Below are 22,728 nucleotides of genomic sequence, written 5' to 3'. Positions count from 1 at the left end.
AACCCTCCAGATGGCAACTCACAAGCGTTCGCGCGGTTTCCGGTACGCGGCAGTCGGCGCGGGAGCCGCCACAGCGGCCGCCGTGACCCTGCTCGCCTCCCCCTTCGCGGGGGCGGCGACACCGGCCGAGGGCACGGTCTACGGACTGGGCGCGCCCGGCGCGATCAGCGGAAGCTACGTCGTCATACTCGACGCATCCGCGAACAAGGAACAGCTGGCCAAGAAGTACGGAGGCGAGCTGAAGCGCTCCTACAGCTCCGGGGTCAACGGCTTCTCGGCCGCGGGCCTGAGCGAGACCGAGGCCAAGCGGCTCGCCGCGGACCCGGCCGTCGGCAAGGTCGTGCAGAACAAGAAGTTCACCATCAACGCCACTCAGGACAACCCGCCTTCATGGGGTCTGGACCGGATCGACCAGACGGCCAAGGCGGGCGACAAGAAGTACAGCTACCCCGACGGTGCCGGCGAGGGCGTGACGGCGTACGTCATCGACACCGGCATACGCACGACGCACAAGGACTTCGGCGGCCGCGCGACGTCCGGCTTCGACGCGGTGGACAACGACGACAGCGCCGACGACGGCAACGGCCACGGCACGCACGTGGCGGGCACCATCGCGGGGACCGCGCACGGCGTCGCCAAGAAGGCGAAGCTGGTCGCGGTGCGGGTGCTGGACGACAACGGCTCCGGCACCACCGAGCAGGTGGTCGCCGGGATCGACTGGGTCACCCAGCACCATTCGGGGCCCTCGGTGGCCAACATGAGCCTGGGCGGCGGCGCGGACGAGGCACTGGACGAGGCGGTTCGCCGGGCCATCGCCTCGGGCGTCACCTTCGCCGTGGCGGCGGGCAACGAGTCGGCCGACGCCGGAAAGGGCTCCCCCGCACGGGTTCCGGAGGCGATCACCGTCGCGTCGAGCACCATCGGCGACGAGCAGTCCTCGTTCTCCAACTTCGGCTCCGTGGTCGACCTGTACGCGCCGGGTTCGGACATCACGTCCGCCTGGAACGACAGCGACACCGGTACGAAGACCATCTCGGGCACGTCCATGGCCACCCCGCACGTGGTGGGCGCCGCGGCGGTCTACCTGGCCGCCCACCCGTCCTCGACCCCGGCGCAGACGGCCGCGGCGCTGACGGGCGCGGCCACGGCGGGCGCGGTGAGCAACCCGTCCCCGGGCACGGCGAACAAGCTGCTGAAGGTCGCCCCGTAACGGGAGACCGGACGCACTGACCGCTCTCCTACGGTCGCAGCGCGCGCAGCAGCAGGTCGGCGAGGTGATCGGCGACCTGCTGCGGCGTGAGCGGGCCGTCCGTGCGGTACCAGGTGGACAGGTGGTGGACGGAGCCGAAGTGGTAGTCCACCACCAGGTCCGCGGGCGTGGCAGTGGAGAACACTCCGGTGCGCTGGCCTTCCTCGACCAGCGCCCGGAAGCGCTCGTGATAGCGCCGGCGCTCCGCCCGTACCTGCTTGAACTTCTCCGGGCTGAGCTGGTGCATCGACCGGAAGAAGATCGCCGCGTCGTCGAGGTTCTCGATGGTGGTGACCACCACGTCGGCGGCCGCGGCGCGCAGCCGCTCCTCGACCGGGGCATCGGAATCGGCCACGGCGTCCAGGCGCTGCTGCTGGAGGCGCAGCATCCGCGCGTACACCTCGTGGAGCAGGTCGTCCTTGGACCCGAAGTAGTGGTAGAGCGCACCCTTGGTGACCCCGGCCGCCTCGACGATCTCCTGTACGGAGGTGCGGTCGTAGCCGCGCTCGGCGAACAGCCGGGTGGCGACGGCCAGCAGCCGCTGCGGCACCGGGGCTTCGTGCGTGCCTTCGGGCTCCGTGGTCCTGGCAGCCATGGCGCTGACCTTCCCTTCCCTGATCTCTGGTCCGTACGACCGGCAGAGCAACCGGCAGAACGACCTGCTGTACGACCTGCTGTACGACCGTACGGCTGTTTTCAGCCGCGATCGCGCAGTTCCCGTCGCAGGATCTTGCCACTCGTCGTCTTCGGCAGAACAGGCAGGATCTCCACTTGCCGCGGGTATTTGTAGGCGGCGATGCGGGCGGCGCAGTACGCGGACAGTTCCTCCGGCCGCACCGAGGTGCCGGGGCGCAGGCTGACGTACGCCTTCACGCTCTCGCCGCGGTACGGGTCCGGGACGCCGACCACGGCCGCCTCGCGCACGGCGGGGTGGGTGTAGAGCACGTCCTCGACCTCGCGCGGCCAGACCTTGAACCCGGAGGCGTTGATCATGTCCTTCTTGCGGTCGACGACGTAGAGCCAGCCGTCCGCGTCCATGAAACCGACGTCGCCGGTGCGCAGTTCACCGTCCGGGAAGGCCTTGGCGGTGTCCGCCGGCAGCCCCCAGTAGCCGGGGACGACCTGGGGTCCGCGGACGGCTATCTCGCCGGTCTCGCCGAAGGGTGCCTCGCCGCCGTGCTCGTCCAGGATCCGTACGAGCGTGTCGGCGCCGGGCAGGCCCACGGAGAGTGTGCCGGAGGCGGGGTCCACCGGGGCTTCGAGGTGCACGGGCACGGAGGCGCAGGGGGCGGTGCACTCGGTGAGGCCGTAGCCGTTGCGCAGGTAGAAGCCGAAGGCGGCGCGGAGGCGTTCGACCAGGGCGGGCGGGAGCGGGGCGCCGCCGGAGGAGATCACCTGGAACGAGGCGAAGTGGTCCGGGGTGACCTCGGGGTGGGCGGCGAGGGCCATGAAGGCGGTGGCCGGGCCGACGGTGTAGGCGGGGCGGTGCTCGAGGAAGGCGTCGAGGACGACGCCGGCGTCGAAGCGGTGGGCGAGGACGAGCGTGCCGGCGTTGGCGAAGCAGGCGGCGAGCTCGCAGACCATGCCGGTGATGTGGAACAGGGGCGCGAGGGCGAAGTACGCGGCGCCTTCGGGGAGCGGGTGCCCGGTGACCTGCCGGACGGCGTTGTGGGTGAGCGCGCCGTGCGGGTTCATGGCGCCCTTGGGGGTGCCGCTGGTGCCGGAGGTGTAGCTGATGAGCGCGGTGTCGGCGGCGGTGAGGCCGGGGTCCGGCGGGGCGGGGTGGCCCTGGCGGGCCACGGCGGTGAGGTCGGCCGGGGCCGGGACGCCGGCCGGGGCCGGGACGCCGGCGGTGACGGCGTCGGGGCGGGCGGGTCCCGACTCGGCGGATCCGGCCAGTGGGCGTCGCGGCTGCGGGATCAGTCCGGCGGCGCCGGCCGACGCCGGGGCGGAGCCCGGCGCGGAACGGTCCGGCGCGGTCGGGACGGGCGCGGTCGGAGCCGGCGCGGTCGGGACCTGCCCGGTCGGAACCTGCGCGGTCGGAACCTGCGCGATCGGAACCTGCGCGATCGGGACCGGTGCGATCGGGACCGGCGCGGTGGCGGAGCCCGGCTCAGTCGGAGCGAAGACGCGCGGGTCGTTCCGGGTCTGGAAGTCCCGGTCCGAGGCGGTCAGGGCGACGCGTACGGCCGTACCGCGGACGGCGTCGGCCACGTACGCCGTCCACGCGCGGCCGTCGCAGATCAGCGCGGAAGCCCCCGAGTCGCGCAGGATATGGCCGATCTCACCCGATTTGTACATGGGGTTGAGCGGGACGACCACCGCCCCGGCCTTCCAGGCGGCCAGGACGGCGAGCACGAAGTGCGGGGTGTTCTGCAGCATGACGGCGACCCGGTCCCCGCGGCGGATGCCGCGCACCGCGAGGTGGCCGGCGACGGAGTCCGAGAGCGCGTCGGTCTCCGCGTAGCCGATGCGGCCGTCGAAGTAGGCCAGCGCGGTGCGCTCCGGGGCCCGGGCTACGGCGTCGCGGAAGGCGTGCAGCACGCTGGGCGGCGGCGAGACGGGGGCGCGCTGGGCCGGGCTGAGCAGCCCGAGCCACGGCTTGGCGGCATAGCCGGAGGGCCGGGTCACCTGATCTCCCACTTCTGCTGGAGGTGGTTCATGCTGCCGAGCCAGCGGTCCGGTTCGGTGGCGCGCGCGGCGTAGTAGTCCGCGACCTCCGGGTGCGGGAGGATCAAGAACCGGCCCTTCTCCATGCCGTCGAACAGTGCGTCCGCAACCGCTTCCGGCTCGATCGCGGTCGGCGCGAGGACGAGGTCGCCCGCCGAGCCCGCTGCCGTCAGCATGTCGGTGCGCACCCCCTGCGGGCAGATGGCGTGGACCTGCACGCCGCGGTGGCGGTAGGTCAGCGAGAGCCACTCCGCGAAGGCGAGCGCACCGTGCTTGGTGACACTGTACGGCGCCGCTCCGATCATGGTCAGCAGCCCTGCGGCCGAGACGGTGGACACGAAGCGCCCGCTCCCGCGCTCCAGCCAGTCGGGCAGCAGCAGCCGGGCCGCACGGACGTGCGCCATGACGTTGGTGTCCCAGGCCGCCTCCCACACGCCCTCGTCGGCGAACGCGTCGCCGCCCGAGGCGAGTCCGGCGTTCGCGCAGTAGACGTCCACCCGGCCGCCGAGGGCCTCGCGGGCCTGGGCCACGACGGCCGAGGCATCGCCCGGGACCGCGATCGCCCGGGCGCCGATCCCGTCCGCCACGGCGGCGGCCTTGGCCGCGTCGAGGTCGTTGACCGCGACCCTGGCCCCCTCGGCGGCGAAGCGGTGGGCGAGGGCGGCGCCGATGCCGCCGCCCGCGCCGGTGACGACGACTCGCTGGTCCTGGTACGCGCTCACGGGATCACCTTTCATGGCCGGATGCCGGGCAGACTAACCGGTCGGTATGTCGGGGCGGAAGGGGGTCGGCCCCTAGCGTGGCCGGATGACGCTGTCACGACGGGGGCTGCTGGGACTGGCGGGGACGACGGGGGCCTTGGGGACGCTCGGGGCGGCAGGCGCGGCCCCCGTACGGCCGCCGGACCCGGCCGCCGGGGCCGCCGACCGGGTGCGCACGGGCTTCGAGCAGCTCGCAGCGGACGGCTACGCGGTGCTCGCCGGGCAGCGGGTCGGGGTGGTCACCAACCCCACCGGGATCACCGCCGACGCCCGCCACCTGGTCGACGTACTGCACACGGACGCCCGGGTGGACCTGGTGGCGGTGTTCGGGCCGGAACACGGGTTCCGCGGGACGGCGCAGGCGGGCGGCTCGGAGACGGCCGGGCGCGATCCGGCGACCGGGCTGCCGGTGTACGACACGTACGGCAAGAGCGGGCAGAAGCTCGCGGACGTGTTCACGGCCGCCGGGATCGACACCGTCGTCTTCGACATCCAGGACGTCGGGGCGCGCTTCTACACCTACATCTGGACCCTGTACGACTGCATGCGCGCGGCCGCGCTGGCCGGCAAGGCGGTGGTCGTACTGGACCGGCCGAACCCGGTGGGCGGCCGGCGGGCCGCAGGGCCCGTGCTGGAGCGCGCGTACGCGAGCGGCGTGGGCCGGGAGCCGATCGCGCTCGCGCACGGAATGACGGTGGCCGAGCTGGCCCTGCTGTTCAACGGGGAGTTCCTGGCCGCCCAGCCGGTCAGGCTGAGCACGGTACGGATGACCGGGTGGCGGCGGGACTCCTTCTTCGGGGCGACCGGACTGCCCTGGGTGCCGCCGAGCCCGAACGTGCCGACGCCGGACACGGCCCTCGCGTACGCCGGCACCTGCCTGTTCGAGGGCACCAACCTGTCGGAGGGGCGCGGGACGACCACGCCCTTCGAGGTGGCCGGCGCGGAGGGCGTGGGGCGGCGGTGGGCGGAGGCGGCCGAGGCGCTGGGGCTGCCCGGGGTGTGGTTCCGGGAGGCCTATTTCACACCGGCCTTCTCCAAGCACGCCGGGAAGATGTGCGGCGGGGTCCGGCTGATCGTGCACGACCGGGCGGCCTTCGATCCGGTACGGGCCGGGATCGGGCTGCTGGTGACGGCGAAGCGGACGTGGAGCGGTTTCGCGTGGCGCACGGACCACTGGATCGACCGGCTGACCGGCTCGGACCGGGTCCGGAAGATGGTGGACGCAGGGGCCGGGGTGGAGGAGATCGCGGCCGACTGGGCGGCGGGGCTGGAGCGGTTCGCGGCGGTGCGGGGGCGGTACCTGCTGTATCCGTGAAACCGCGGGAATCCGCGTGAATCCGTGCGCGCCGGAGGTCTGGCCGGGTGAGGGCAGCAGCAGGATGCTGGACGGCACCGGAGAGACGGCCCGGAGGGGGACCTCATGTCGGATGCAACGGCGTCGAGCGGCGGGATCGGGGTCGGCCCGTACGCGGAGCTGACCTTCGACTCCGACGGGGACGTGGACCTGAGCTCGCAGGCCGCGGTGGCGGCGCTGGAGGCCACCGATCTGCTGGTCTTCGCGCACGGCTGGAACAGCGACCGGTCGACGTCGACCCGGCTCTTCGACCGCTTCTACGCCCCCTTCCCGGGGCTGGTGGGGCGGGGGGTACGGCTGGGGTACGTGGGTGTCGTATGGCCCTCGATCCGGTTCTCGGACGAGCCGATCCCGGACTTCGATCCGCACGCCGCGCTCGCCGAGCCGGGCCACGGGACGGCGCTGGACCCCGCCACGCTGCGGGCGCTCGGGGAGTTCTGGCCGGGGCGGGTGGCGGAGCTGGACCGGGTCGCCGAACTGCTGGAGGACCGGCCGGAGTCGGCTGCCGCGTTCACCGAATTCGGCGCGCTGATACGGGAGCTGGCCGGTGTGGATGCCGTCGATGCGGCCGATCCGGCGGAGGCGTCCGACGCGGGTGTGGTGGGTGCCGGGGGTGTCACGGCCGTCACAGCCGTCACGGCCGTCGCGGTCCCGGCCGTGCGGGACGTGCCCGCCATCTTCACGCACGACGTGCTGGAGGTGTGCCGGGCCTTCACCGATGGGCTGATCGAGGCGGGCGCGCTGCCCGGGGGCGGGGCCGAGCCCGGCTTCTCCGTCGGCGGCGGCCTGCGCGCGCTGTGGAACGGCGCGAAGGAGCTGCTGCGGCAGGCCACGTACTACCAGATGAAGAAGCGGGCCGGGGTCGTCGGTGAGCGCGGCCTCGGCCCGGTGCTGGCCGAACTGGCGGGCCACCGCCCGGCCCTGCGGATCCATCTGATCGGCCACAGCTTCGGGGCCCGGGTGGTGTCCTTCTCGCTGCGCGCGGTGCCGGACGGGGCCCGGTACGTGAAGTCCGCGACCCTGCTGCAAGGGGCCTTCTCCCACTACGCCTTCGCCGACCGGCTCCCCCACGACAAGGGCAGCGGCGGGGCGCTGCGCGGGCTGCAGCACAGGGTCGACGGCCCGGTGCTCGCCTGCCACTCCGCGTACGATTCGGCCCTCAAGGTCTTCTACCCCCTGGCCTCCCGGACGGCAGGGGATTCGGCCGGTCTGCTCGGTTTCGACGAGCGGTGGGGCGCGATCGGTCACGACGGGGTGCAGGCGGTGCCGGGCGCGCCGCGGCTCAGCCTCGGCGCGGCCTTGCGCGCGGGGGTCCCGGAGGCCGGTTGCGTCAGTGTGGACACCGGGTCCGTGGTGCGGCGCGGCGGTCCGCCCTCGGGGGCGCACAGCGACATCTGCCACGAGGAGCTGGCCCGGCTCGTGGTTGCTGCGGGGCGCATGGGGCGCTGAGTTCCGGCCATGTGCCACCCGCACGCCTCGACCGCCCCCGCATGCGCCCGCAGCTGACCGGGCATGTTGGGCACATCTCACGGTGCGTCGTCGTTCGACGTAGTACGACGCCCCCCGGTGCGGGCGTGGGCGCGACGGAGGTGAAGGTGTGATGGCGGGTTTCCGAAGTCTGGCGTACCAGGTGCGGGATGCACGCAATGACCGTGCCCTGCGGCGCCATTCGCTGCGCCGCTGCCTGGAGCGGTTCGCTCCGTACGGGCACCGGGCGACGTGGTGGCATCTGTGCGACCGGCACGGGATCGCCCCCGAGGACCGGGGGGCCGATCCGCTGCGGCTGGTCGCGGCGTTGGAGGAGCTGGAGGAGGCGCGGGCGGTCTGGCTGGAGTACGAGCGCCAGTTCGCGGAGCGGCGCCGGCGGGAGAAGTACCACGGGCTGCGCCGCCCGGAGTGGGCGTGGGGCGGCAGCGGGGACGCGGTGGTGAGGTGCGCCGATCCTGGGGTGCGGCCCGACGGGACGCTGGGCGAGGTGCTGCGGCGGCTGGTCGCGGCGCTGGAGTCGGAGCCGGGGACGGGGTGCCCGGTCTGCGGGGAGCAGGAGCTGCGCTGGCCCGCGCACGTGCCGGGGCAGAGACGGGGGCCCCGCGCGGGGCATGGCAGCTGGGAGGGGGCGTGGGCCTGGGACGGGCCGGTGTGCGCGGGCTGCGGGATCGTCGTGCCGAGGCCGGCGCTGGCGGGCTCGGCGTCGGCCACGGATCAGGCTTCGGCGGGGGCGGCATGAGCCTGCGCGGGCTGCGGGTGGCTGCGCCGGTCACGGCGCCGGTGTCGGCCACGGCGCCGGTCACGGCTGCGGTGTCGGTATCGGTTTCTGTGTCGCTGAACGGCGGGCGCAGTGCCGCCGACGGCGGCGCCGTGCCCCTGTCCCCGCCGGACGTGGTGCAGTCGGCCCTGGGGGCGGTCGCCGCCGGGGCCGGGGAGGTGCTGGTCCATCCGCGGACCCCGTGCGGCCGGGAGAGCCTCTCGCCCCGGGTCGTCGGGCCGCTGCTGGAGGCGGTGCGGGGCGCGGGGGTCTCCGTACCGCTTTCGGTGCCGGCGGGCATCGGGGCCGAGCCGGATCCGGCGGGGCGACTGGAGCGGGTCCGGTCGTGGGCGGTGCTGCCGGACCGGGCGGTGGTGCATTTCGCGGAGCCGGGGGCCGAGGAGCTGGCGGAGGCCCTGCTGGCGAGGGGCGTGGCGGTGGACGCGGTGGTTCCGCCGGGCGGGAAGGACGCCGGGGCGGGGCCGGAGCCGGGTGCGCTCGCGCGGTTCCTGGCCTGGCCGGTACGGGACCCTGCGCGGATCCGGCTGGCGGTGGAGCTGGCCGTGGCCGATCCGGCGCTGGTGGCGGGGCTGCGGTGGCTGCCGCCGGTGCCGCTGCTGCTGTTCGGGCGGGAGACCGCCGCCTGGCCCGTGCTCCGGCTGGCCGCGCGGTGCGGTGCGGGCGCGCGGACCGGCGTGGGCGACGTACTGCACCTGCCGGACGGACGGCCGGCGCGTTCGAATGCCGAGCTGGTGACGGCGGCCCTCGAGGCCGTCGGTGCGGAGACCGCCGCTACAGCCGGGAGCCGGTGAGCTGTTCGCCGAACCTGTCGTCCGGGTTGGACAGGGCGCAGTTCTTCAGTGAGAGACAGCCGCAGCCGATGCAGTCGGTCAAGTGGTCGCGCAGGCGCATCAGCCGGGTGATCCGCTGGTCGAGCTCGGCGCTCCAAGACTCCGAGAGCCGGGCCCAGTCCTCAGGGTTGGGGGTGCGCTCCTCGGGGAGCTGGGCGAGTGCGTCGCGGATGGCGGCGAGCGGGATGCCGACGCGCTGGGCGGCTCGTACGAAGGCCACGCGGCGCAGAGCGTCGCGGCTGTAGCGGCGCTGGTTGCCGGCGGTGCGACGGCTGCTGATCAGGCCCTTGGTCTCGTAGAAGTGCAGCGCGGAGACGGCCGCGCCGCTGCGGGCGGACAGCTGGCCGACGGTGAGCTCGTGGATTTTCTCGGGAATCTGCGGCACGACGCCGAGGGTAGTCGGCCGGGCCGACATTCGTTGACAGACGTGTCGTTGACAGATACATGCGGCCCCAGCATGCTGAGCAGCGCTGAGCAAGCGCTTATTCGCCAGGGAGAGGGAGAGGCATGGCCGAGCCGAGGATCTTCACGTCCGCCGAGGAGCTGCGCGCAGGGATCGGGGAAACGCTCGGCCCGAGCGGGTGGCTGGAGGTGGACCAGAAGCGGATCGACCTGTTCGCCGATGCCACCGGTGACCACCAGTGGATCCACGTGGACCCGGAGCGGGCCGCGGACGGGCCCTTCGGCTCCACCATCGCCCACGGCTACCTCACCCTGTCGCTGCTGCCGAGCCTCGTGCCGCAGATCATGCGGGTCGAGGGCATGAAGATGGGCATCAACTACGGCACGAACAAGGTACGTTTCCCGGCCCCGGTGCCGGTCGGCTCGCGGCTGCGCGCCACCGCCGTGATCACGGAGGTCACGGGGGCGGGCGGCGGCATCCAGGTCGCGGCGACGGTCACGGTCGAGCGCGAGGACGGCGACAAGCCGGTGTGCGTGGCGGAATCGGTGTCCCGCTACTACTTCTGAGGCAGTGCGGAGGCGGGAGCGTCCGGGGCCGCGCCCACCATGCGCAGGACGAGGTCGGCGTACAGCGCGCCGACCTCGTCGGGCGTGCGGCGGCCGGCGGCGCTGAACCAGCGGGCCACGTCGATGCACAGGGACAGGACGGCGAGCGTGGTGCCGGGGACGTCCGGCACGTCGAACTCCCCCGCCGCGACCCCGTCGGCGAGGATGCGGCGTACGGCGGCATCGCTCTGCCGGCGCAGTGCCACGATCTCGGAGCGGTGCTCCGGAGCGAGGGCATCGAGCTCGTACTGGACCACGCGCGCGGTGGTGTGGTGCGCGGCGTGCCACAGCACGAAGGACCGTACGGCGGCATCGAGCCGCTCGGCGGCCGAGCCCGGGCCGGAAGCGGCGGTCTCCAGGATCTCGAGCGCCTTGTCGTGGCCGATCCGGCTGATCCGGTGGAGCAGCTCTTCCTTGGTCTTGTAGTGGATGTAGAGCGCGGCCGGACTCATGCCGGCCCGCCCTGCGATGTCACGCGTGGTGGTGGCGTGGTACCCGCGCTCCGCGAACGCTTCGACGGCGGCGACGAGCAGCCGCCGTGCGGCGTCGGGGGTGACCTCCGACCACGGCCGGTAGCCGCCGGTCGTCTCCTCCACGCTGTCCATCGCTCGCTCACCCTCTTCGTCCTGTGAAAGGAACACCCTACCGGAGGGTGAGCAAGCGCTTAGCGGACTTGGGCGACATGGCGCCGCCGCTCAGACCTTCGGCTGGAAGGGGTCGTAGTCGGCCATGATCTTCTCCATCCGGGCCTGGTCGACCCGGCTGACGATCTGGGTGAGCTCCTGGCGGTCGCGGATCACCTTGGCGAGGGTGAAGGCCGAGGTCGTGAGGTAGAGGACGGCGATGCCGAGGAAGGCGCGGACCCAGCCGTCCACCTGGAGGTTGTAGATCCCCAGGGCCACGGCGCAGATCGCGATGCCGAAGGACGCCACGGCCTGGCCGTAGTACGCCGTCGAGTTGCGCTGCTTGACCGGTGTCTCGTTCATGGACCCAGCATCGGGCGGCGTGACCGGGGCCACATCCGTGCGCGTACTCAGATGCGTACTCAGAAGGCGGAGACCCCGGTGCGGGCGCGGCCGATGAGCAGCTTCTGGATCTGGCTGGTGCCCTCGTACAGGGTCATCACGCGGGCGTCGCGCAGCAGCTTGCCCGCCGGATACTCGTCGATGTAGCCGTAACCGCCGTGCACCTGGAGGGCGTTGCTCGCGGCGCGCACGGCGGCCTCGGAGGCGAAGAGCTTGGCGGTGGAGGACTCGGTGGCGAAGGGCTTCCCGCGGTCGACGAGGTCGGCGACGCGCCAGGTGAGCAGCCGGGCCGCGTCCACGTCGACCGAGATGTCGGCGATGAGCTCCTGGACCAGCTGGTGGTGGGCGATCGGCTTGCCGAACTGCTCGCGCTGGGCGGCGTACGAGACGGCCGCGTCCAGCGCCGCCTGCGCGATACCGACGCACCCTGCGGCGACCGACATCCGGCCCTTGGCGAGGGCCGACATCGCCACGGAGAAGCCCTTGCCCTCGGGGCCGACCATCGCGGAGGCGGGTACGCGGACGCCGTCAAGGGCGAGTTCGGCGGTGGCCTGGCCGCGCAGGCCGAGCTTGCCGTGTATCTCGCGGCGGGTCAGACCGGGGGCGTCGGTGGGGACGAGGAACGCGGAGACCCCGCGGTGGCCGGGCTCGTCGCCGGTGCGGGCGAAGAGGAGGACCACGTCGGCCCAGGTGCCGTTGGTGATGAACATCTTGCTGCCGCTGATGACGTACGCGTCCCCCTCGCGCACGGCGCGGGTGGTCAGGCTGCCGGCGTCGGAGCCGGTGCCGGGCTCGGTCAGGCCGAAGCAGCCGAGCGCATCCCCGGAGCAGAGACGGGGCAGCCAGGCGCGCTTCTGCTCCTCGGTCCCCCAGGCGGCGAGGGTCTTGGCGACCAGGCCGAGGGAGACGGAGACGATGCCGCGCACGGCCGAGTCGCCGCGGCCGAGCTCCTCGGTGACGAGGACGTAGGCGAGGTGGTCGCCGCCGGAGCCGCCGTACTCTTCGGGGACGGTCAGGCCGAGGAAGCCGAGGTCGCCGAGCTTCTTCACGATGGCCCGGTCCACGCTCTCGGCGCGGTCCCACTCGGCGGTGTACGGGGCGATCTCGCGCTCGGTGAACTCGCGGGCGAGCCGGCGTACGGCCTCCTGCTCCTCGCTCAGCTCCAGGTTCACCGGGCACCTCCGGGTGTGGCGGCGTGGACCGGCGCACTTTAACTAGCACCGGTAGTTTATGGCGGGCAGGCCCTACTATGTGGCGCATGGCCAGACCGCGCAAGCCCCTCCTCAGCCGAGACCGCATCGTGGAGGCGGCGGGCGCGCTGGTGGACGCGGAAGGGCTGGAGGCGGTCTCGACGCGGCGGCTGGCGGCCGCGCTGGGGGTCAGCGGGCCCTCCCTCTACAACCACTTCCGCACGAAGGACGAGATCCTGGACGCGGTCGCCGACGCGGTGAGCGCTCGGGTCGACTTGTCGATGTTCGAGCCGGGGGCGGGCCGGGACTGGCGGGCCGCCCTGCACGACTGGGCGCACTCGTACCGGAGCGCGCTGTCCGACCACCCGAACATCGTGCCGGTGCTGGCGCGCGGGCCGGGCCGGCGCCCGGCCGGACTGCGGCTGGCGGACGCGGTGTTCGGCGCGATGACGGCCGCAGGGTGGCCCCCGGCGCAGGCGACCCGGATCGGCGCGCTGATGCGGTACTTCATCCTGGGCTCGGCGGTGGGCTCCTTCGCCCGGGGTTTCGTGGACGACGAAGCGGCGTACGACCCGTCGGACTACCCCCACCTGGGCCAGGCCCATCTGCTGGCCGAGCGTCAGCGCGAGGTGGACGAGGGCGCGTTCGAGACGGGCCTGGCCGCGTTGCTGGACGGTCTGGCCCTCCAGTACGAGGCGCTGCCCAAGGCCTGAACGGCCAGGGGAACACCGCCGTGGCCGAGGAGGCCTCCGGCGCCGCCGCCCGGGGGTTCCGCGAACTCGGTGACCGCTGAGGCACCGCCCTGACCCTGGACACGCTCGCCGGCCGGGCGGCCGGGCGCGGCGACCGCGTACGGGCCATCGCGCTCACCGACGAGGCCCTCGCGCTCACGGAACGGCTCGGTGCCCTGGAGGACAGCGCGGACCTGCTGGTCAACGGGGCCGACCACCGCATCGGCGAGAACCCGGCGCCGGCCCGCACCGGCCATGCCGAGGCCGCCGCGCTCGCCCGCTGCGCCCGCAGCTCCACCGGCCTGGCGGCGGCGCCGCGCGGACTCGCCGACATGGCCCCGCTGGACGGGGACCCGGCCGGCGCCGAGCGGCTGGACGAGGAGGCTCTGGAGCGGGCCGACCCGCACCGGGTCAAGAGCATGGGCACCCGGGTCCGTACGCTCGCCGGTCTCGGCCGCATCGCCGAGGCGCGCGGCGACCGTGCGGCGGCCCGGACCGCTACCGGGAGGCCGCCGAGGCGGCGGTGGGGACGGGGACCGCCCCCTCGGAGGCGCTCCGCCTGCCGGGCCTGCCCGCGAACGCCGCCGAACGCGTCGTCGCGGCGGAGAGCGCGCGGTGAGCCCGCGGTGAGCCCGCGGTGAGCCCTGCCGTGGAGCTCACCGACAGGGACACCACCGAGACGAAGAACGTCAGCGTACTGATCTCCGGCGCCGCGCGGGGGACCGGCTCCGGCCGCGGAACCCCGCCCTCCCGTAGGCGGGCGGGTGAGCGCTCCGCGGCGAGGGCGCGTGCCAGGCCCCGCCGGCCCGGGGGCACTTCCCGGCGGTAGCTGGGGGAGGGACTCCTTCGTCGAGCCCTACGGCTGGAATACGACCAGTGAGCGGCCGCCCTTGCCGGCGAGCATCGCGTCGAAGGCGGCCGGGATGCCGTCGAGGGTGATGCGGTCGGTGACCAGGGAGCCGAGGTCAAGGCGGCCCGCGCGGACGTGGTCCGCGATCACCGGGAGATCGCGGGCGGGGTCGCTGTTCCCGTAGACGCAGCCGGTGAGGGTGCGGGCGAAGTGGAAGATCTCCAGGGCGTGGAAGGAGACCTGCTGCTCCTTGCCTCCGATGCCGACGACCGTGGTGCGGCCGCCGCGGCGGGTGGAGTCCCAGGCTCCGCGGATGGACTCCGCCCGGCCGACGCACTCGACGGCGACATCGGCACCCTGGCCGCCGGTGAGGGCCCGGATCTGCTTGGCGGTGGTGTCGGAGGCGAGCACGAAGTCGGTGGCCCCGGCCGCGCGGGCCAGCTCCTCCTTGGCCGGGGAGACGTCGACGGCCACGATCGGGCCCGCTTCGGCGATCCGCGCGGCCTGGAGGGCGGCCAGGCCGACGCCGCCGACACCGAAGACGGCGACGGATTCGCCGGGGCGGACCCGGGCGGTGTTGCGGACGGCGCCGTAGCCGGTGAGCACCGCGCAGCCGAGCAGGGCGGCCTCGGCGAGCGGGATCCCGGCGGGCGCGGGCAGCACGCAGTTGGCCGCGACGACCGTTTCCTCGGCGAACGCCGCCACGTTCAGCCCGGGGTGCAGCGGCGTGCCGTCGGCGTCGTGGGCGTAGACCGCCCCGACCCCGGTGAGCGCGTTGGCGCAGAGCCAGACCTCGCCGATCGAGCAGTGGTGGCACTCCCCGCAGGACGGGGACCAGTTGAGCACCACGCCGTCGCCGGGGGCGACGTGCGTGACGCCCTCGCCGACGGCGAGGACCGTGCCCGAGCCCTCGTGGCCGAGGACGGCGGGGACGGGCACCCTCATGGTGCCGTCGGTGAGGGAGAGATCGGAGTGGCAGACACCGGCTGCGGCGAGCCGCAGCCGGACCTGACCGGGGCCGGGATCGGGCAGGACTATCTCCCGTATCTCCAGCGGGGCTCCGACGGCGGGCAGGATGGCGGCGCGGACCATGGTCGATTCCGTCTCTCGGGGCTCAGAACTGCGGGGCGGCTTGGATCTGCAGGGCTGCTGAGGACTGCAAGGCGGTTCAGAACTGCAAAGACTTGGTCTGGAGGTACTCGGCCAGACCATGCGGGCCGAGCTCGCGGCCGACGCCCGACTGCTTGTAGCCGCCGAAGGGCGCGAGGGGGTTGAAGCGGCCGCCGTTGATGTCCACCTGGCCGGTGTCCATGCGCCGGGCGAAGGCGACGGCGGTCTCCTCGTCCGCGGCCCAGACCGCGCCGCCCAGCCCGTACACGGTGCCGTTGGCGATGCGCAGGGCCTCGTCCTGGTCCTCGTACGGGAGGATCGACAGCACCGGGCCGAAGATCTCCTCCTGCGCGATGGTCATCTCGGGCGTGACGTCGGCGAACACGGTCGGGGCGATGAAGTACCCGTGCTCGTGCGGGGCGTCGGGGCCGCCGGCGACGAGGCGCGCGCCCTCCTCGACACCCTTGGCGATGTATCCGCGCACGCGGTCGCGCTGCTTGGCGTTGATGACCGGGCCGAGGCGGGTGCCCGGGTCGCGGGGGTCGCCGGAGGGGTACGAGGCGACGGCGGCGGCCGCGAGCGAGACGGCCTCCTCGTACTGGTCGCGGTGGACGAGCATCCGCGTGAGCGCGTTGCAGCTCTGGCCGGAGTTGTTCATGACGTGGCCCACGCCCGTCGCGACGGCCTTGGCGAGGTCGGCCCCGGGGAGGATGACATTGGCCGATTTTCCGCCGAGCTCGAGGGCGACGCGCTTGACGGCGGCGCCGGCCGTGGCGCCGATCTGCTTGCCGACCGCGGTGGAGCCGGTGAAGGAGACGAGGTCGACCCCTTCGTGCGCGGCCAGCGCCTGGCCGGCGACCGGGCCGGTCCCGGTCACCAGGTTGAACACTCCGGCCGGGATGCCCGCCTCGTGCACGGCTTCGGCGAAGAGCTGTGCGGTCAGCGGGGTGTCCTCGGCCGGCTTGAGAACGAGGGTGCAGCCGGCGGCGAGCGCGGGCGCCACCTTGGCAACGATCTGGTGCAGCGGGTAGTTCCAGGGGGTGATGGCGCCGACGACACCGACCGGCTCCAGCAGAACGGTGGAGTTGCCGATCCGCTCCTCGAAGGCGTACGAGGCCCCCAGCTCGGCGAACGAGGAGGACACCGCGATCGGCGCCCCCACGTGGACCATCTCCGAGAAGCCCCGTGGGGAGCCGAGTTCGGCGGTGATGACCTCGGCGAACTCGCTCTTGCGGGCGATCAGCACGTCGCGCAGCGCCGCGATCAGGGCGGCCCGCTCGGCCGGAGCCGTGGCCGCCCAGGCGGGGAACGCGGCACGTGCCGCGCGTACGGCCGCGTCCACGTCGTCGGCGTTGCCGGCCGGCACCCCGGCGATGATCTGCTCGTCGGCCGGGTTGACGACCTCGATCCGGTCGCGTCCGGCGGCGGGCCGCCATGCGCCGCCGATGTACATCCCGTCGTGGGCCTTCATGGCTTTCCTCCCGAGCACGCACGAGCGCGTAGAGACCGGACCTCGTTCGACCACCCTACAAACTAGCGTCGGTAGTTTTCGGCGCGCCAGGGGTGTCCGGGGTCAGATGATGCCGAAAAGCATCCCTGCCCCGAGGACGACGAGGGAGGTGAGTACCGCCCACTTCACGGTGAACCGGGTGTGGTCGCCGAACTCGACCTTGGCCATGCCGACGAGGACGTAGACGGCGGGAACCAGCGGGCTCGACATGTGCAGGGCCTGGCCGACCAGGGAGGCGCGGGCGATCTCGAGCGGGGAGACCCCGTGCGCCGCGCCGGCCTCGGCCAGGACCGGCAGGACGCCGAAGTAGAAGCCGTCGTTGGACATGAAGTAGGTGAGCGGCAGGCTGAGCAGACCGGTGACCAGGGCCATGTGCGGACCCATGCCCTCGGGGATGGCGCCGACGAGCCAGTCGGCCATCTGCTTGACCATGCCGGTGCCGCTGAGGACACCGGTGAAGACGGCGGCGGCGAAGACCATTCCGGCGACGTTGAGGACGTTGTCTGCGTGGGCGGCGACCCGGGCCTTCTGGTCGGGCATGTGCGGGAAGTTGACGGTGAGGGCGAGGGCGGCGCCGAGGAGGAAGAGCACCGGGATGGGCAGCAGCTCCATGATCATCGCGGTGAGGAGGGCCACGGTGAGGCCGGCGTTGAACCAGTAGAGGCGCGGGCGGAGGGTCGCGCGGCGGGGGTCCAGGCCCTGGAAGCCGTCCTCCGGCGCGGCGGAGCCGGGCACCGGGCCGGAGTCGGAACCGGACCCGGCGCCCGCACCACCGGAGGTGGCGGTGGAGGTGGCGGACGGCTCGGCCGGGCCGGCGGTCCCGCCGTCGGCCGACCCGGTGGCGGCGGACCCGGTGGCGGCGGACCCGGTGGCGGCGACGAGCAGCCGCTCCTCGGCCGGCTCCGCGTCGCCGGGGAGGACGAGCGTGCCGATCCGGCGGCGTTCCTTGAGCCCGAGGACGTACGCGAGGACGAACACGCACAGCAGGCCGACCGCGAGGGCCGGGATCATCGGGACGAAGACGTCGGAGGCGTCGAGCTTGAGGGCGGTGGCGGCACGGGCCGTGGGGCCGCCCCAGGGCAGGGTGTTCATGACGCCGTTGGCGGTGGCGGCGACGCCCGTCATGACGACCAGGCTGAGGCCGAGCCGCTTGTAGAGCGGGTACATGGCCGAGACGGTGATCATGAAGGTGGTCGAGCCGTCGCCGTCGAGGGAGACGATCGCGGCGAGGACCGCGGTACCGACCACGACCCGCACCGGGTCCGCCTTGCAGAAGCGCAGGATGCCGCGCACGATCGGGTCGAACAGGCCGACGTCGATCATCACGCCGAAGTAGACGATGGCGAACATCAGCATGGCGGCGGTCGGCGCGAGTTTGCCGACTCCGTCGATGACGTAGTCGCCGAGGTGGGCGCCTTTTCCTGCGAACACGCAGAACAGCGCGGGAATGAGGACGAGCGCCGCGATGGGCGACATTTTCTTCATCATGATCAGGACCAGGAAGGTGGCGATCATGGCGAAGCCGAGGAAGGTCAGCATGCAGGGAACGTAGGTGCCTCCTCCTTATGCCAACAAGACGTCGACGCGTGAGCAATACGAGCAAAACCCCAGCTCAGGGCAGGGGTGTCAGCTCGACGGGGAAACCGTTGAGCACCGCCGTGCCGGACAGCGGGTCGAGCCGGGAGCCGTCGAGGAGCTGGTTGACGTTGGCGCCGGGCGCGGCGGAGGCGACGGAGAGCCGGGTCCCGTCGCGGTCGTGGCCCCAGCCGTGCGGCAGGCTCACCACGCCGGTGCGGACGGCGTCGGTGACCTCGACGGGAACCTCCAGGCTGCCGCCGTCGGCGGTGATCCGGGCCAGGCCGCCCGTGGTGAGGCCGAGCCGGCCCGCGTCCTGCGGATGCACCTGGAGGGTGCAGCGGTTGGAACCTCCGGTGAGGGCCGGGACGTTGTGCAACCAGCTGTTGTTGGACCGCAGATGGCGGCGGCCCACGAGCACCAGGGCGGCGGGGCGGTCGGCGAGCGCCGCGCGCAGCCTGGGGAGCTCGGCCGTGATCGGGTCCGGGAGCAGCTCGATCCTGCCGCTGCGCGTCCTCAGCACGCGCGGGAGCCGGGGCCGCAGCGGGCCCAGGTCGATGCCGTGCGGGTGCGCGAGCAGCCGCTCCAGGCTGAGCCCCTCGCCCGTGCCTGCGCTGGCTCCCGCGTCGGGGGCGGAGCCGGCGCCGAACCGGTCTCCGTACGGCCCGAGGCGGAGCATCAGGTCGAGCCGCCGCTCGGGACCGCTCTCACCGGTGAGCAGGCCGGCCAGGCGCGCCGGGTCCTGCCCGTGCAGCGGGGAGCGCGGATCGGCGGTCTCCTTGGCGAGGGCGCCCTGGATGACCATGTCGTCCACGGCCCTCGGGGCGGCGGAGCCGTACATGCCGGAGACGGCGAGGACGAGGCGGGCATGGATCTCGCACTCGTCGAGCCGGCCTGCTTCGAGCGGGACGGCAGGGCGGGTGTAGCGGGCCTGGTTGCGGATGGCGAACCCGTTGAAGGCGAAGTCGTGGTGCGCGCTCTGCGAGGGCGGCGGCGGAGGCAGCACGACGTGGGCGTGGCGGGAGGTCTCGTTGAGGTAGGGATCGATGCTCACCATGAAGTCGAGCCCGGCCAGGGCCGCGTCGAGGCGCCGCCCGTCGGGGGCGGACAGCACCGGGTTGGCGGCGATGGCGATCAGGGCACGGATCCGCCCCTCCCCCGGCGTCTCGATCTCCTCGGCCAGGGCGGCGATGGGCAGTTCGGCCTTGGCCTCGGGGTGGCCGCTGACCCGGCTGCGCCAGCGGCCGAGGGTGAAGCCCTTGCCCGGCCCGGCGGGGCGCGGCCGCGGGCCGGCGGCCGGGAGCGGGAAGAGGACTCCCCCGGGCCGGTCGAGGTTGCCGGTGAGGATGTTCAGCACGTCGACCAACCAGCTGGCGAGGGTGCCGTACTCGACGGTGCAGCTGCCGATCCGCCCGTAGACGGCGGCGGTGGGCGCGGCCGCGAGCTCGCGGGCGAGGTCGCGGATCTCGGCGGCCGTGAGGTCGCAGGCGGGGGCCACGGCCTCGGGAGTGAAACTACCGAGCGCCTCGGCGAGTTCCCCGAGGCCGTCGGTCTGTTCCTCCAGCGTGCCTGGGGCGGCGAGTTTCTCCGCGAGGAGGGTGTGCGCGAGGGCGGCGAGCAGCAGGGCGTCGCTGCCGGGGCGCGGCGCGAGGTGCCGGTCGGCGAGCTTGGCGGTGCGGGTGCGGCGCGGGTCGACCACGACCAGGGTGCCGCCGCGGGCGCGCAGCGCCTTGAGCCGGCCCGGGAAGTCGGGGGCGGTGCACAGGGAGCCGTTGGACTCGACGGGGTTGGCGCCGAGGAGCAGCAGGAAGTCGGTGCGGTCGAGGTCTGGGACCGGGATGGCGAAGGGGTCGCCGAAGAGCAGCCCGCTGGAGACGTGCTTGGGCATCTGGTCGAGGGTGCTGGCGGTGAAGAGGTTGCGGGTGCCGAGCGCCTTCAGCAGGAGCGGGGGGTAGAGGGCGCCCGCCATGGTGTGCACGTTCGGGTTGCCGAGGACCACGCCGACGGACTGGGCGCCGTACTCCTGCACGAGGGCCGGGACCGCGGCGGCGATGGCCTCGTACGCCTCCTCCCAGGTGGCCTCCTGGAGCCGTCCGTCGCGGCGGACGAGGGGGGTGCGCAGACGGTCGGGGTCGGCGTCGAGCGCACCGAACGCCGCACCCTTGGGGCAGATGAAGCCGCGGCTGAAGACGTCGTCGCGGTCCCCGCGGGCGCCGGTGACGGCGGTGCCCTCGATGGTGAGGGTGAGGCCGCAGGTGGCTTCGCAGAGGGGGCAGATGCGCAGGGCGGTGCGGGGCATGGGCCCTCCAGGGACGGCAGGCTGCGGCACGAACACGCGAACACCCCGAGCATACCGACCGGTAGGCATGGTGGGGAGGGGTGCGTCGCGGGGCGGTCGGGGCGGGCTTCCGCGCGGGCACCGGAGAGGTCGTGGGCCCCGGCACCGGAAGGGCGGGTACCGGACGGCTCGGGCGCGGTCAGTCCAGCGCGTGGGCGAGGTACGCGTGCATCATCGTCCGGATCTCGGCCACGATGCCGGGATCGCCGGCCGGATCGGCCCGGAAGGCCAGCTTCGTCAGCGCGTCCGTGGCCTCGACGGCGACCAGGACCGCCCGTTCCAGGGTGGCGTCCGGGGTCAGGCCGAGGTGCGCGCCGAGGAGTTCGGTGAGGCGTGCGGCCACCAGCCGGTTGGGGTCGGCGGCCGGGCCTTCCGCGGGCGGGGCGGGCACCCCGAAGTCGACGAGCGCGAAACCGGGGACGGTGCGCTTCATGGCCAGGTACTCGTCGAGGACGGCGTCCACGACGGGCCGCCAGTCGCCGGCCGGGAGGGCGGCGAGGCGTTCCGCGATGCCTTCGGTGTACCGGTCCAGGTTCCGGTGCGCGAGGGCGATGGCCATGGCGCGCTTGTTCCCGAAGAAGCGGTAGACCGAACCGATGGGCACGCCGGCGCGCAGGGCGACGGCCCGAGTGCTGAGGTTCTCGTATCCGGTCTCGTCCAGGAGTTCGGCGCAGGCGTCGAGGATCCGGGCGAGCCGGTCGGCGCTGCGCTGCTGGATCGGCGTACGGCGCAAGGGATGGGCGGGGGACACGGGGTCCATCATGCCGCTCCTGGCTTTTCGGTACAGCGGCGGTCTCAGTTCAGCAGGAGGCCGATCCCCCCGAGCGTGTAGGTGATCATGAGCGCGAGCAGCGGCAGCTGGCCGGCGACGGCCATGGCGGGCGGGAAGAGGCGGACGGAGCGGTCGTGGGCCGCGATCACGCCGAGCACGTGGCCGGTGACGACGGCGACGACCTGGAGGGCGGCGAGGGCGCCGGGGCCCAGTGGCGGCAAGGGTTCTGGGGCGTTGTCGGTGCCGAGTGCCATGCTTACTGTGCGTGGTCCTTCGGTCACCAGGAGGGAGAAATAGTGGGCGACGAGATAGCCGAGTGCGATCGGCACGAGTGAGTGCGCGAAGGCGGTCAGCGGGCCCGGGTGCGGGCCGCAGACGAGGCGGGTGGCCGCTGCGCAGAGGCAGTACAGGGTGGCGACGAGGGCGATGGCGGCGAGCAGTCCGAGCGTGGCCGTGGGGGTGCGGCCGAGGGGGGAGGTCTGGAGGGCGTTGATCCAGGAGGGGCTGTCGCAGTAGCCGTCGTAGGCGGTGGAGCCGAGCAGGACGCAGATGGTGGCGACGAGTCCGGGCCGCTCGGGTGTCGCGTCGAGTCCGTGGAAGGGGTTACGGAGTACCAGGCGGCCGTCGCTGCGGCGGCCGAGGGGAGAGAGCCGGGCCAGGAGGGCGGAGTAGGCCTCGAACGGGTCCGCGCCGGCGAACCAGCGCTCTCCGAAGCGGGCGGCGAGCGCGAGGTGAGCGGCGGTGTAGACGGCGAGGGCGGTCAGGAGGGTGGTGGTGGATGCGGGATCCGGAGCGGCGAGTTCGAGCCAGGTGAAGCCGAACAGCCCGGCGGCGGCGGGCCATTGGCCGAGCCGGGCGGGGAGGGGGACATGTGCCTGCCGCCGGGCGCGGGGCAACAGGCGGTACAGGGTGCGGAGTGGGTTGAGCAGGCGCCAGACGGGGCCGAGGAGGAGGGAGGCGGGGACGAGTCCGACCCAGAGCAGGACGTAGACGGCGCCGGGGGCGGGGTTGTGCGCGGGGTCGTCGGGACCGAGGAGGAGGCAGAGGAGGACGGCGAGCGCGGCGGCGAGGCCGAGGCCGCGCAGGGCGGTACGGGTGGCCGGCGCGTCGGCGATCCGCTCGAGGGCGGCGGGCAGCGCGAGGCCTGAGCGGTCGCCGCGGAAACGGGAGGAGGACCAGAGCAGACCGAGCGCGAGGAAGGAGACGAACAGCGCGGCGAAGGCACCGGCGAAGGCGTAGAAGGGAGAGATCGGCAGATCGTGCTGGGACCCGATCCCGTGCGCGAGCACGGTGAGCGGATCGGCCGGGTGAAGGACCACGCCCTGGCTCCCGCCACCGCTGCCCGCTGCAGGTACGGGACCCGGCCCGGCCGGGGTCACCGCGGGCCGCCCGCGCAGCCTTGTTCCCCGCCGCGGAAGGGGAACGGGGCCGGGCGGGTCCCGCTCGGGGTCGGCGCGGGCCGGGTGGGCGGGGTCGGCGCGGGCCGGGT

At 73.5% G+C, this 22,728-nt stretch carries 22 protein-coding genes; 7 read left to right on the top strand and 15 right to left on the bottom strand.

The window, feature by feature from the left end; translation table 11 throughout:
• Positions 1-10: 10 nt before the first annotated feature.
• Complete coding sequence (locus tag IF09_RS0110515; protein ID WP_030294264.1) at positions 11-1,210, top strand: S8 family peptidase; 1,200 nt, start codon at positions 11-13, stop codon at positions 1,208-1,210.
• A 28-nt stretch (positions 1,211-1,238) separates the two neighbouring features.
• On the opposite strand, the gene IF09_RS0110510 is transcribed toward IF09_RS0110515, so the two are convergent.
• The 3 genes from IF09_RS0110510 to IF09_RS0110500 form a co-directional block, all read right to left on the bottom strand.
• On the bottom strand, positions 1,239-1,844 hold the full coding sequence (locus IF09_RS0110510) for a TetR/AcrR family transcriptional regulator (RefSeq protein ID WP_030294262.1): 606 nt from the start codon (positions 1,842-1,844) through the stop codon (positions 1,239-1,241).
• 101 nt (positions 1,845-1,945) lie between these two features.
• Entirely contained in the window at positions 1,946-3,892 is a 1,947-nt protein-coding gene (locus IF09_RS42790; protein WP_418953032.1) for an AMP-binding protein, read from the bottom strand.
• A complete protein-coding gene (locus IF09_RS0110500) occupies positions 3,877-4,656 on the bottom strand; it encodes an SDR family oxidoreductase (RefSeq protein ID WP_051832327.1) in 780 nt (259 codons plus the stop codon). The genes IF09_RS42790 and IF09_RS0110500 overlap by 16 nt, the downstream gene beginning before the upstream one ends.
• A 70-nt stretch (positions 4,657-4,726) precedes the next feature.
• Here IF09_RS0110500 and IF09_RS0110495 point away from each other — a divergent pair, with 70 nt between their 5' ends.
• The 4 genes from IF09_RS0110495 (at position 4,727) to IF09_RS0110480 (ending at position 9,091) form a co-directional block, all read left to right on the top strand.
• Positions 4,727-5,995 (top strand): exo-beta-N-acetylmuramidase NamZ domain-containing protein, encoded by a 1,269-nt coding sequence (locus IF09_RS0110495; RefSeq protein WP_030294256.1) that lies wholly within the window; start codon positions 4,727-4,729, stop codon positions 5,993-5,995.
• A gap of 105 nt (positions 5,996-6,100) precedes the next feature.
• A complete protein-coding gene (locus IF09_RS0110490) occupies positions 6,101-7,483 on the top strand; it encodes a hypothetical protein (protein WP_030294255.1) in 1,383 nt (460 codons plus the stop codon).
• Positions 7,484-7,634: 151 nt separating this feature from the next.
• Positions 7,635-8,261, top strand: coding sequence for a hypothetical protein (locus tag IF09_RS0110485; RefSeq protein ID WP_030294253.1), 627 nt, complete (start codon positions 7,635-7,637; stop codon positions 8,259-8,261).
• The gene (locus tag IF09_RS0110480) at positions 8,258-9,091 is read left to right on the top strand and encodes a 3-keto-5-aminohexanoate cleavage protein (RefSeq protein ID WP_078613178.1); all 834 of its coding nucleotides are present in this window, start codon (positions 8,258-8,260) and stop codon (positions 9,089-9,091) included. Before IF09_RS0110485 ends, IF09_RS0110480 begins: the two co-directional genes overlap by 4 nt.
• Here the strand turns inward: IF09_RS0110480 and soxR are convergent.
• Positions 9,072-9,515 (bottom strand): redox-sensitive transcriptional activator SoxR, encoded by a 444-nt coding sequence (soxR, locus tag IF09_RS0110475; protein WP_030294249.1) that lies wholly within the window; start codon positions 9,513-9,515, stop codon positions 9,072-9,074. The two genes, IF09_RS0110480 and soxR, sit on opposite strands and share 20 nt — an antisense overlap.
• Before the next feature lie 122 nt (positions 9,516-9,637).
• On the opposite strand from soxR, the gene IF09_RS0110470 reads away from it, so the two are divergent.
• Positions 9,638-10,099, top strand: a complete 462-nt coding sequence (locus IF09_RS0110470) for a MaoC family dehydratase (protein WP_030294247.1) — start codon at positions 9,638-9,640, stop codon at positions 10,097-10,099.
• Here the strand turns inward: IF09_RS0110470 and IF09_RS0110465 are convergent.
• The 3 genes from IF09_RS0110465 to IF09_RS0110455 all read right to left on the bottom strand — a co-directional run bounded on the left by IF09_RS0110465 (position 10,090) and on the right by IF09_RS0110455 (position 12,335).
• The gene (locus IF09_RS0110465) at positions 10,090-10,743 is read right to left on the bottom strand and encodes a TetR/AcrR family transcriptional regulator (RefSeq protein WP_030294245.1); all 654 of its coding nucleotides are present in this window, start codon (positions 10,741-10,743) and stop codon (positions 10,090-10,092) included. The genes IF09_RS0110470 and IF09_RS0110465 overlap by 10 nt on opposite strands.
• A 90-nt stretch (positions 10,744-10,833) precedes the next feature.
• The gene (locus tag IF09_RS0110460) at positions 10,834-11,124 is read right to left on the bottom strand and encodes a YiaA/YiaB family inner membrane protein (RefSeq protein ID WP_030294243.1); all 291 of its coding nucleotides are present in this window, start codon (positions 11,122-11,124) and stop codon (positions 10,834-10,836) included.
• 59 nt (positions 11,125-11,183) lie between these two features.
• The gene (locus IF09_RS0110455; protein ID WP_030294241.1) at positions 11,184-12,335 is read right to left on the bottom strand and encodes an acyl-CoA dehydrogenase family protein; all 1,152 of its coding nucleotides are present in this window, start codon (positions 12,333-12,335) and stop codon (positions 11,184-11,186) included.
• Between the two features lie 86 nt (positions 12,336-12,421).
• On the opposite strand from IF09_RS0110455, the gene IF09_RS0110450 reads away from it, so the two are divergent.
• A complete protein-coding gene (locus tag IF09_RS0110450; protein ID WP_030294238.1) occupies positions 12,422-13,066 on the top strand; it encodes a TetR/AcrR family transcriptional regulator in 645 nt (214 codons plus the stop codon).
• Here the strand turns inward: IF09_RS0110450 and IF09_RS45550 are convergent.
• From IF09_RS45550 to IF09_RS0110410, 8 genes are all read right to left on the bottom strand, one after another.
• Positions 12,973-13,491 carry a hypothetical protein gene (locus IF09_RS45550; RefSeq protein ID WP_030294235.1) on the bottom strand — a complete coding sequence of 173 codons (519 nt, stop codon included), beginning with the start codon at positions 13,489-13,491 and terminating at the stop codon, positions 12,973-12,975. The two genes, IF09_RS0110450 and IF09_RS45550, sit on opposite strands and share 94 nt — an antisense overlap.
• Positions 13,492-13,582: 91 nt before the next feature.
• Positions 13,583-13,900, bottom strand: coding sequence for a hypothetical protein (locus IF09_RS45545; RefSeq protein WP_030294234.1), 318 nt, complete (start codon positions 13,898-13,900; stop codon positions 13,583-13,585).
• 40 nt (positions 13,901-13,940) lie between these two features.
• On the bottom strand, positions 13,941-15,026 hold the full coding sequence (locus IF09_RS0110435) for a Zn-dependent alcohol dehydrogenase (RefSeq protein WP_030294232.1): 1,086 nt from the start codon (positions 15,024-15,026) through the stop codon (positions 13,941-13,943).
• 76 nt (positions 15,027-15,102) lie between these two features.
• The gene (locus tag IF09_RS0110430) at positions 15,103-16,515 is read right to left on the bottom strand and encodes an aldehyde dehydrogenase family protein (RefSeq protein ID WP_030294230.1); all 1,413 of its coding nucleotides are present in this window, start codon (positions 16,513-16,515) and stop codon (positions 15,103-15,105) included.
• 102 nt (positions 16,516-16,617) lie between these two features.
• Positions 16,618-18,093, bottom strand: coding sequence for a CitMHS family transporter (locus IF09_RS0110425; protein WP_030294228.1), 1,476 nt, complete (start codon positions 18,091-18,093; stop codon positions 16,618-16,620).
• Between the two features lie 73 nt (positions 18,094-18,166).
• Positions 18,167-20,428 (bottom strand): molybdopterin-dependent oxidoreductase, encoded by a 2,262-nt coding sequence (locus tag IF09_RS0110420; protein ID WP_030294226.1) that lies wholly within the window; start codon positions 20,426-20,428, stop codon positions 18,167-18,169.
• A 178-nt stretch (positions 20,429-20,606) separates the two neighbouring features.
• Complete coding sequence (locus tag IF09_RS0110415) at positions 20,607-21,227, bottom strand: TetR/AcrR family transcriptional regulator (RefSeq protein ID WP_030294223.1); 621 nt, start codon at positions 21,225-21,227, stop codon at positions 20,607-20,609.
• A gap of 35 nt (positions 21,228-21,262) precedes the next feature.
• Positions 21,263-22,558, bottom strand: coding sequence for a hypothetical protein (locus tag IF09_RS0110410; RefSeq protein WP_030294221.1), 1,296 nt, complete (start codon positions 22,556-22,558; stop codon positions 21,263-21,265).
• Positions 22,559-22,728 lie beyond the last annotated feature (170 nt).

It is taken from the genome of Streptomyces katrae (genome assembly GCF_000717655.1).
GTDB lineage: Bacteria > Actinomycetota > Actinomycetes > Streptomycetales > Streptomycetaceae > Streptomyces > Streptomyces katrae_B.
The sequence above is the reverse complement of the archived record's forward strand: the minus strand, read 5'-3'. Positions and strand labels throughout refer to the sequence as shown.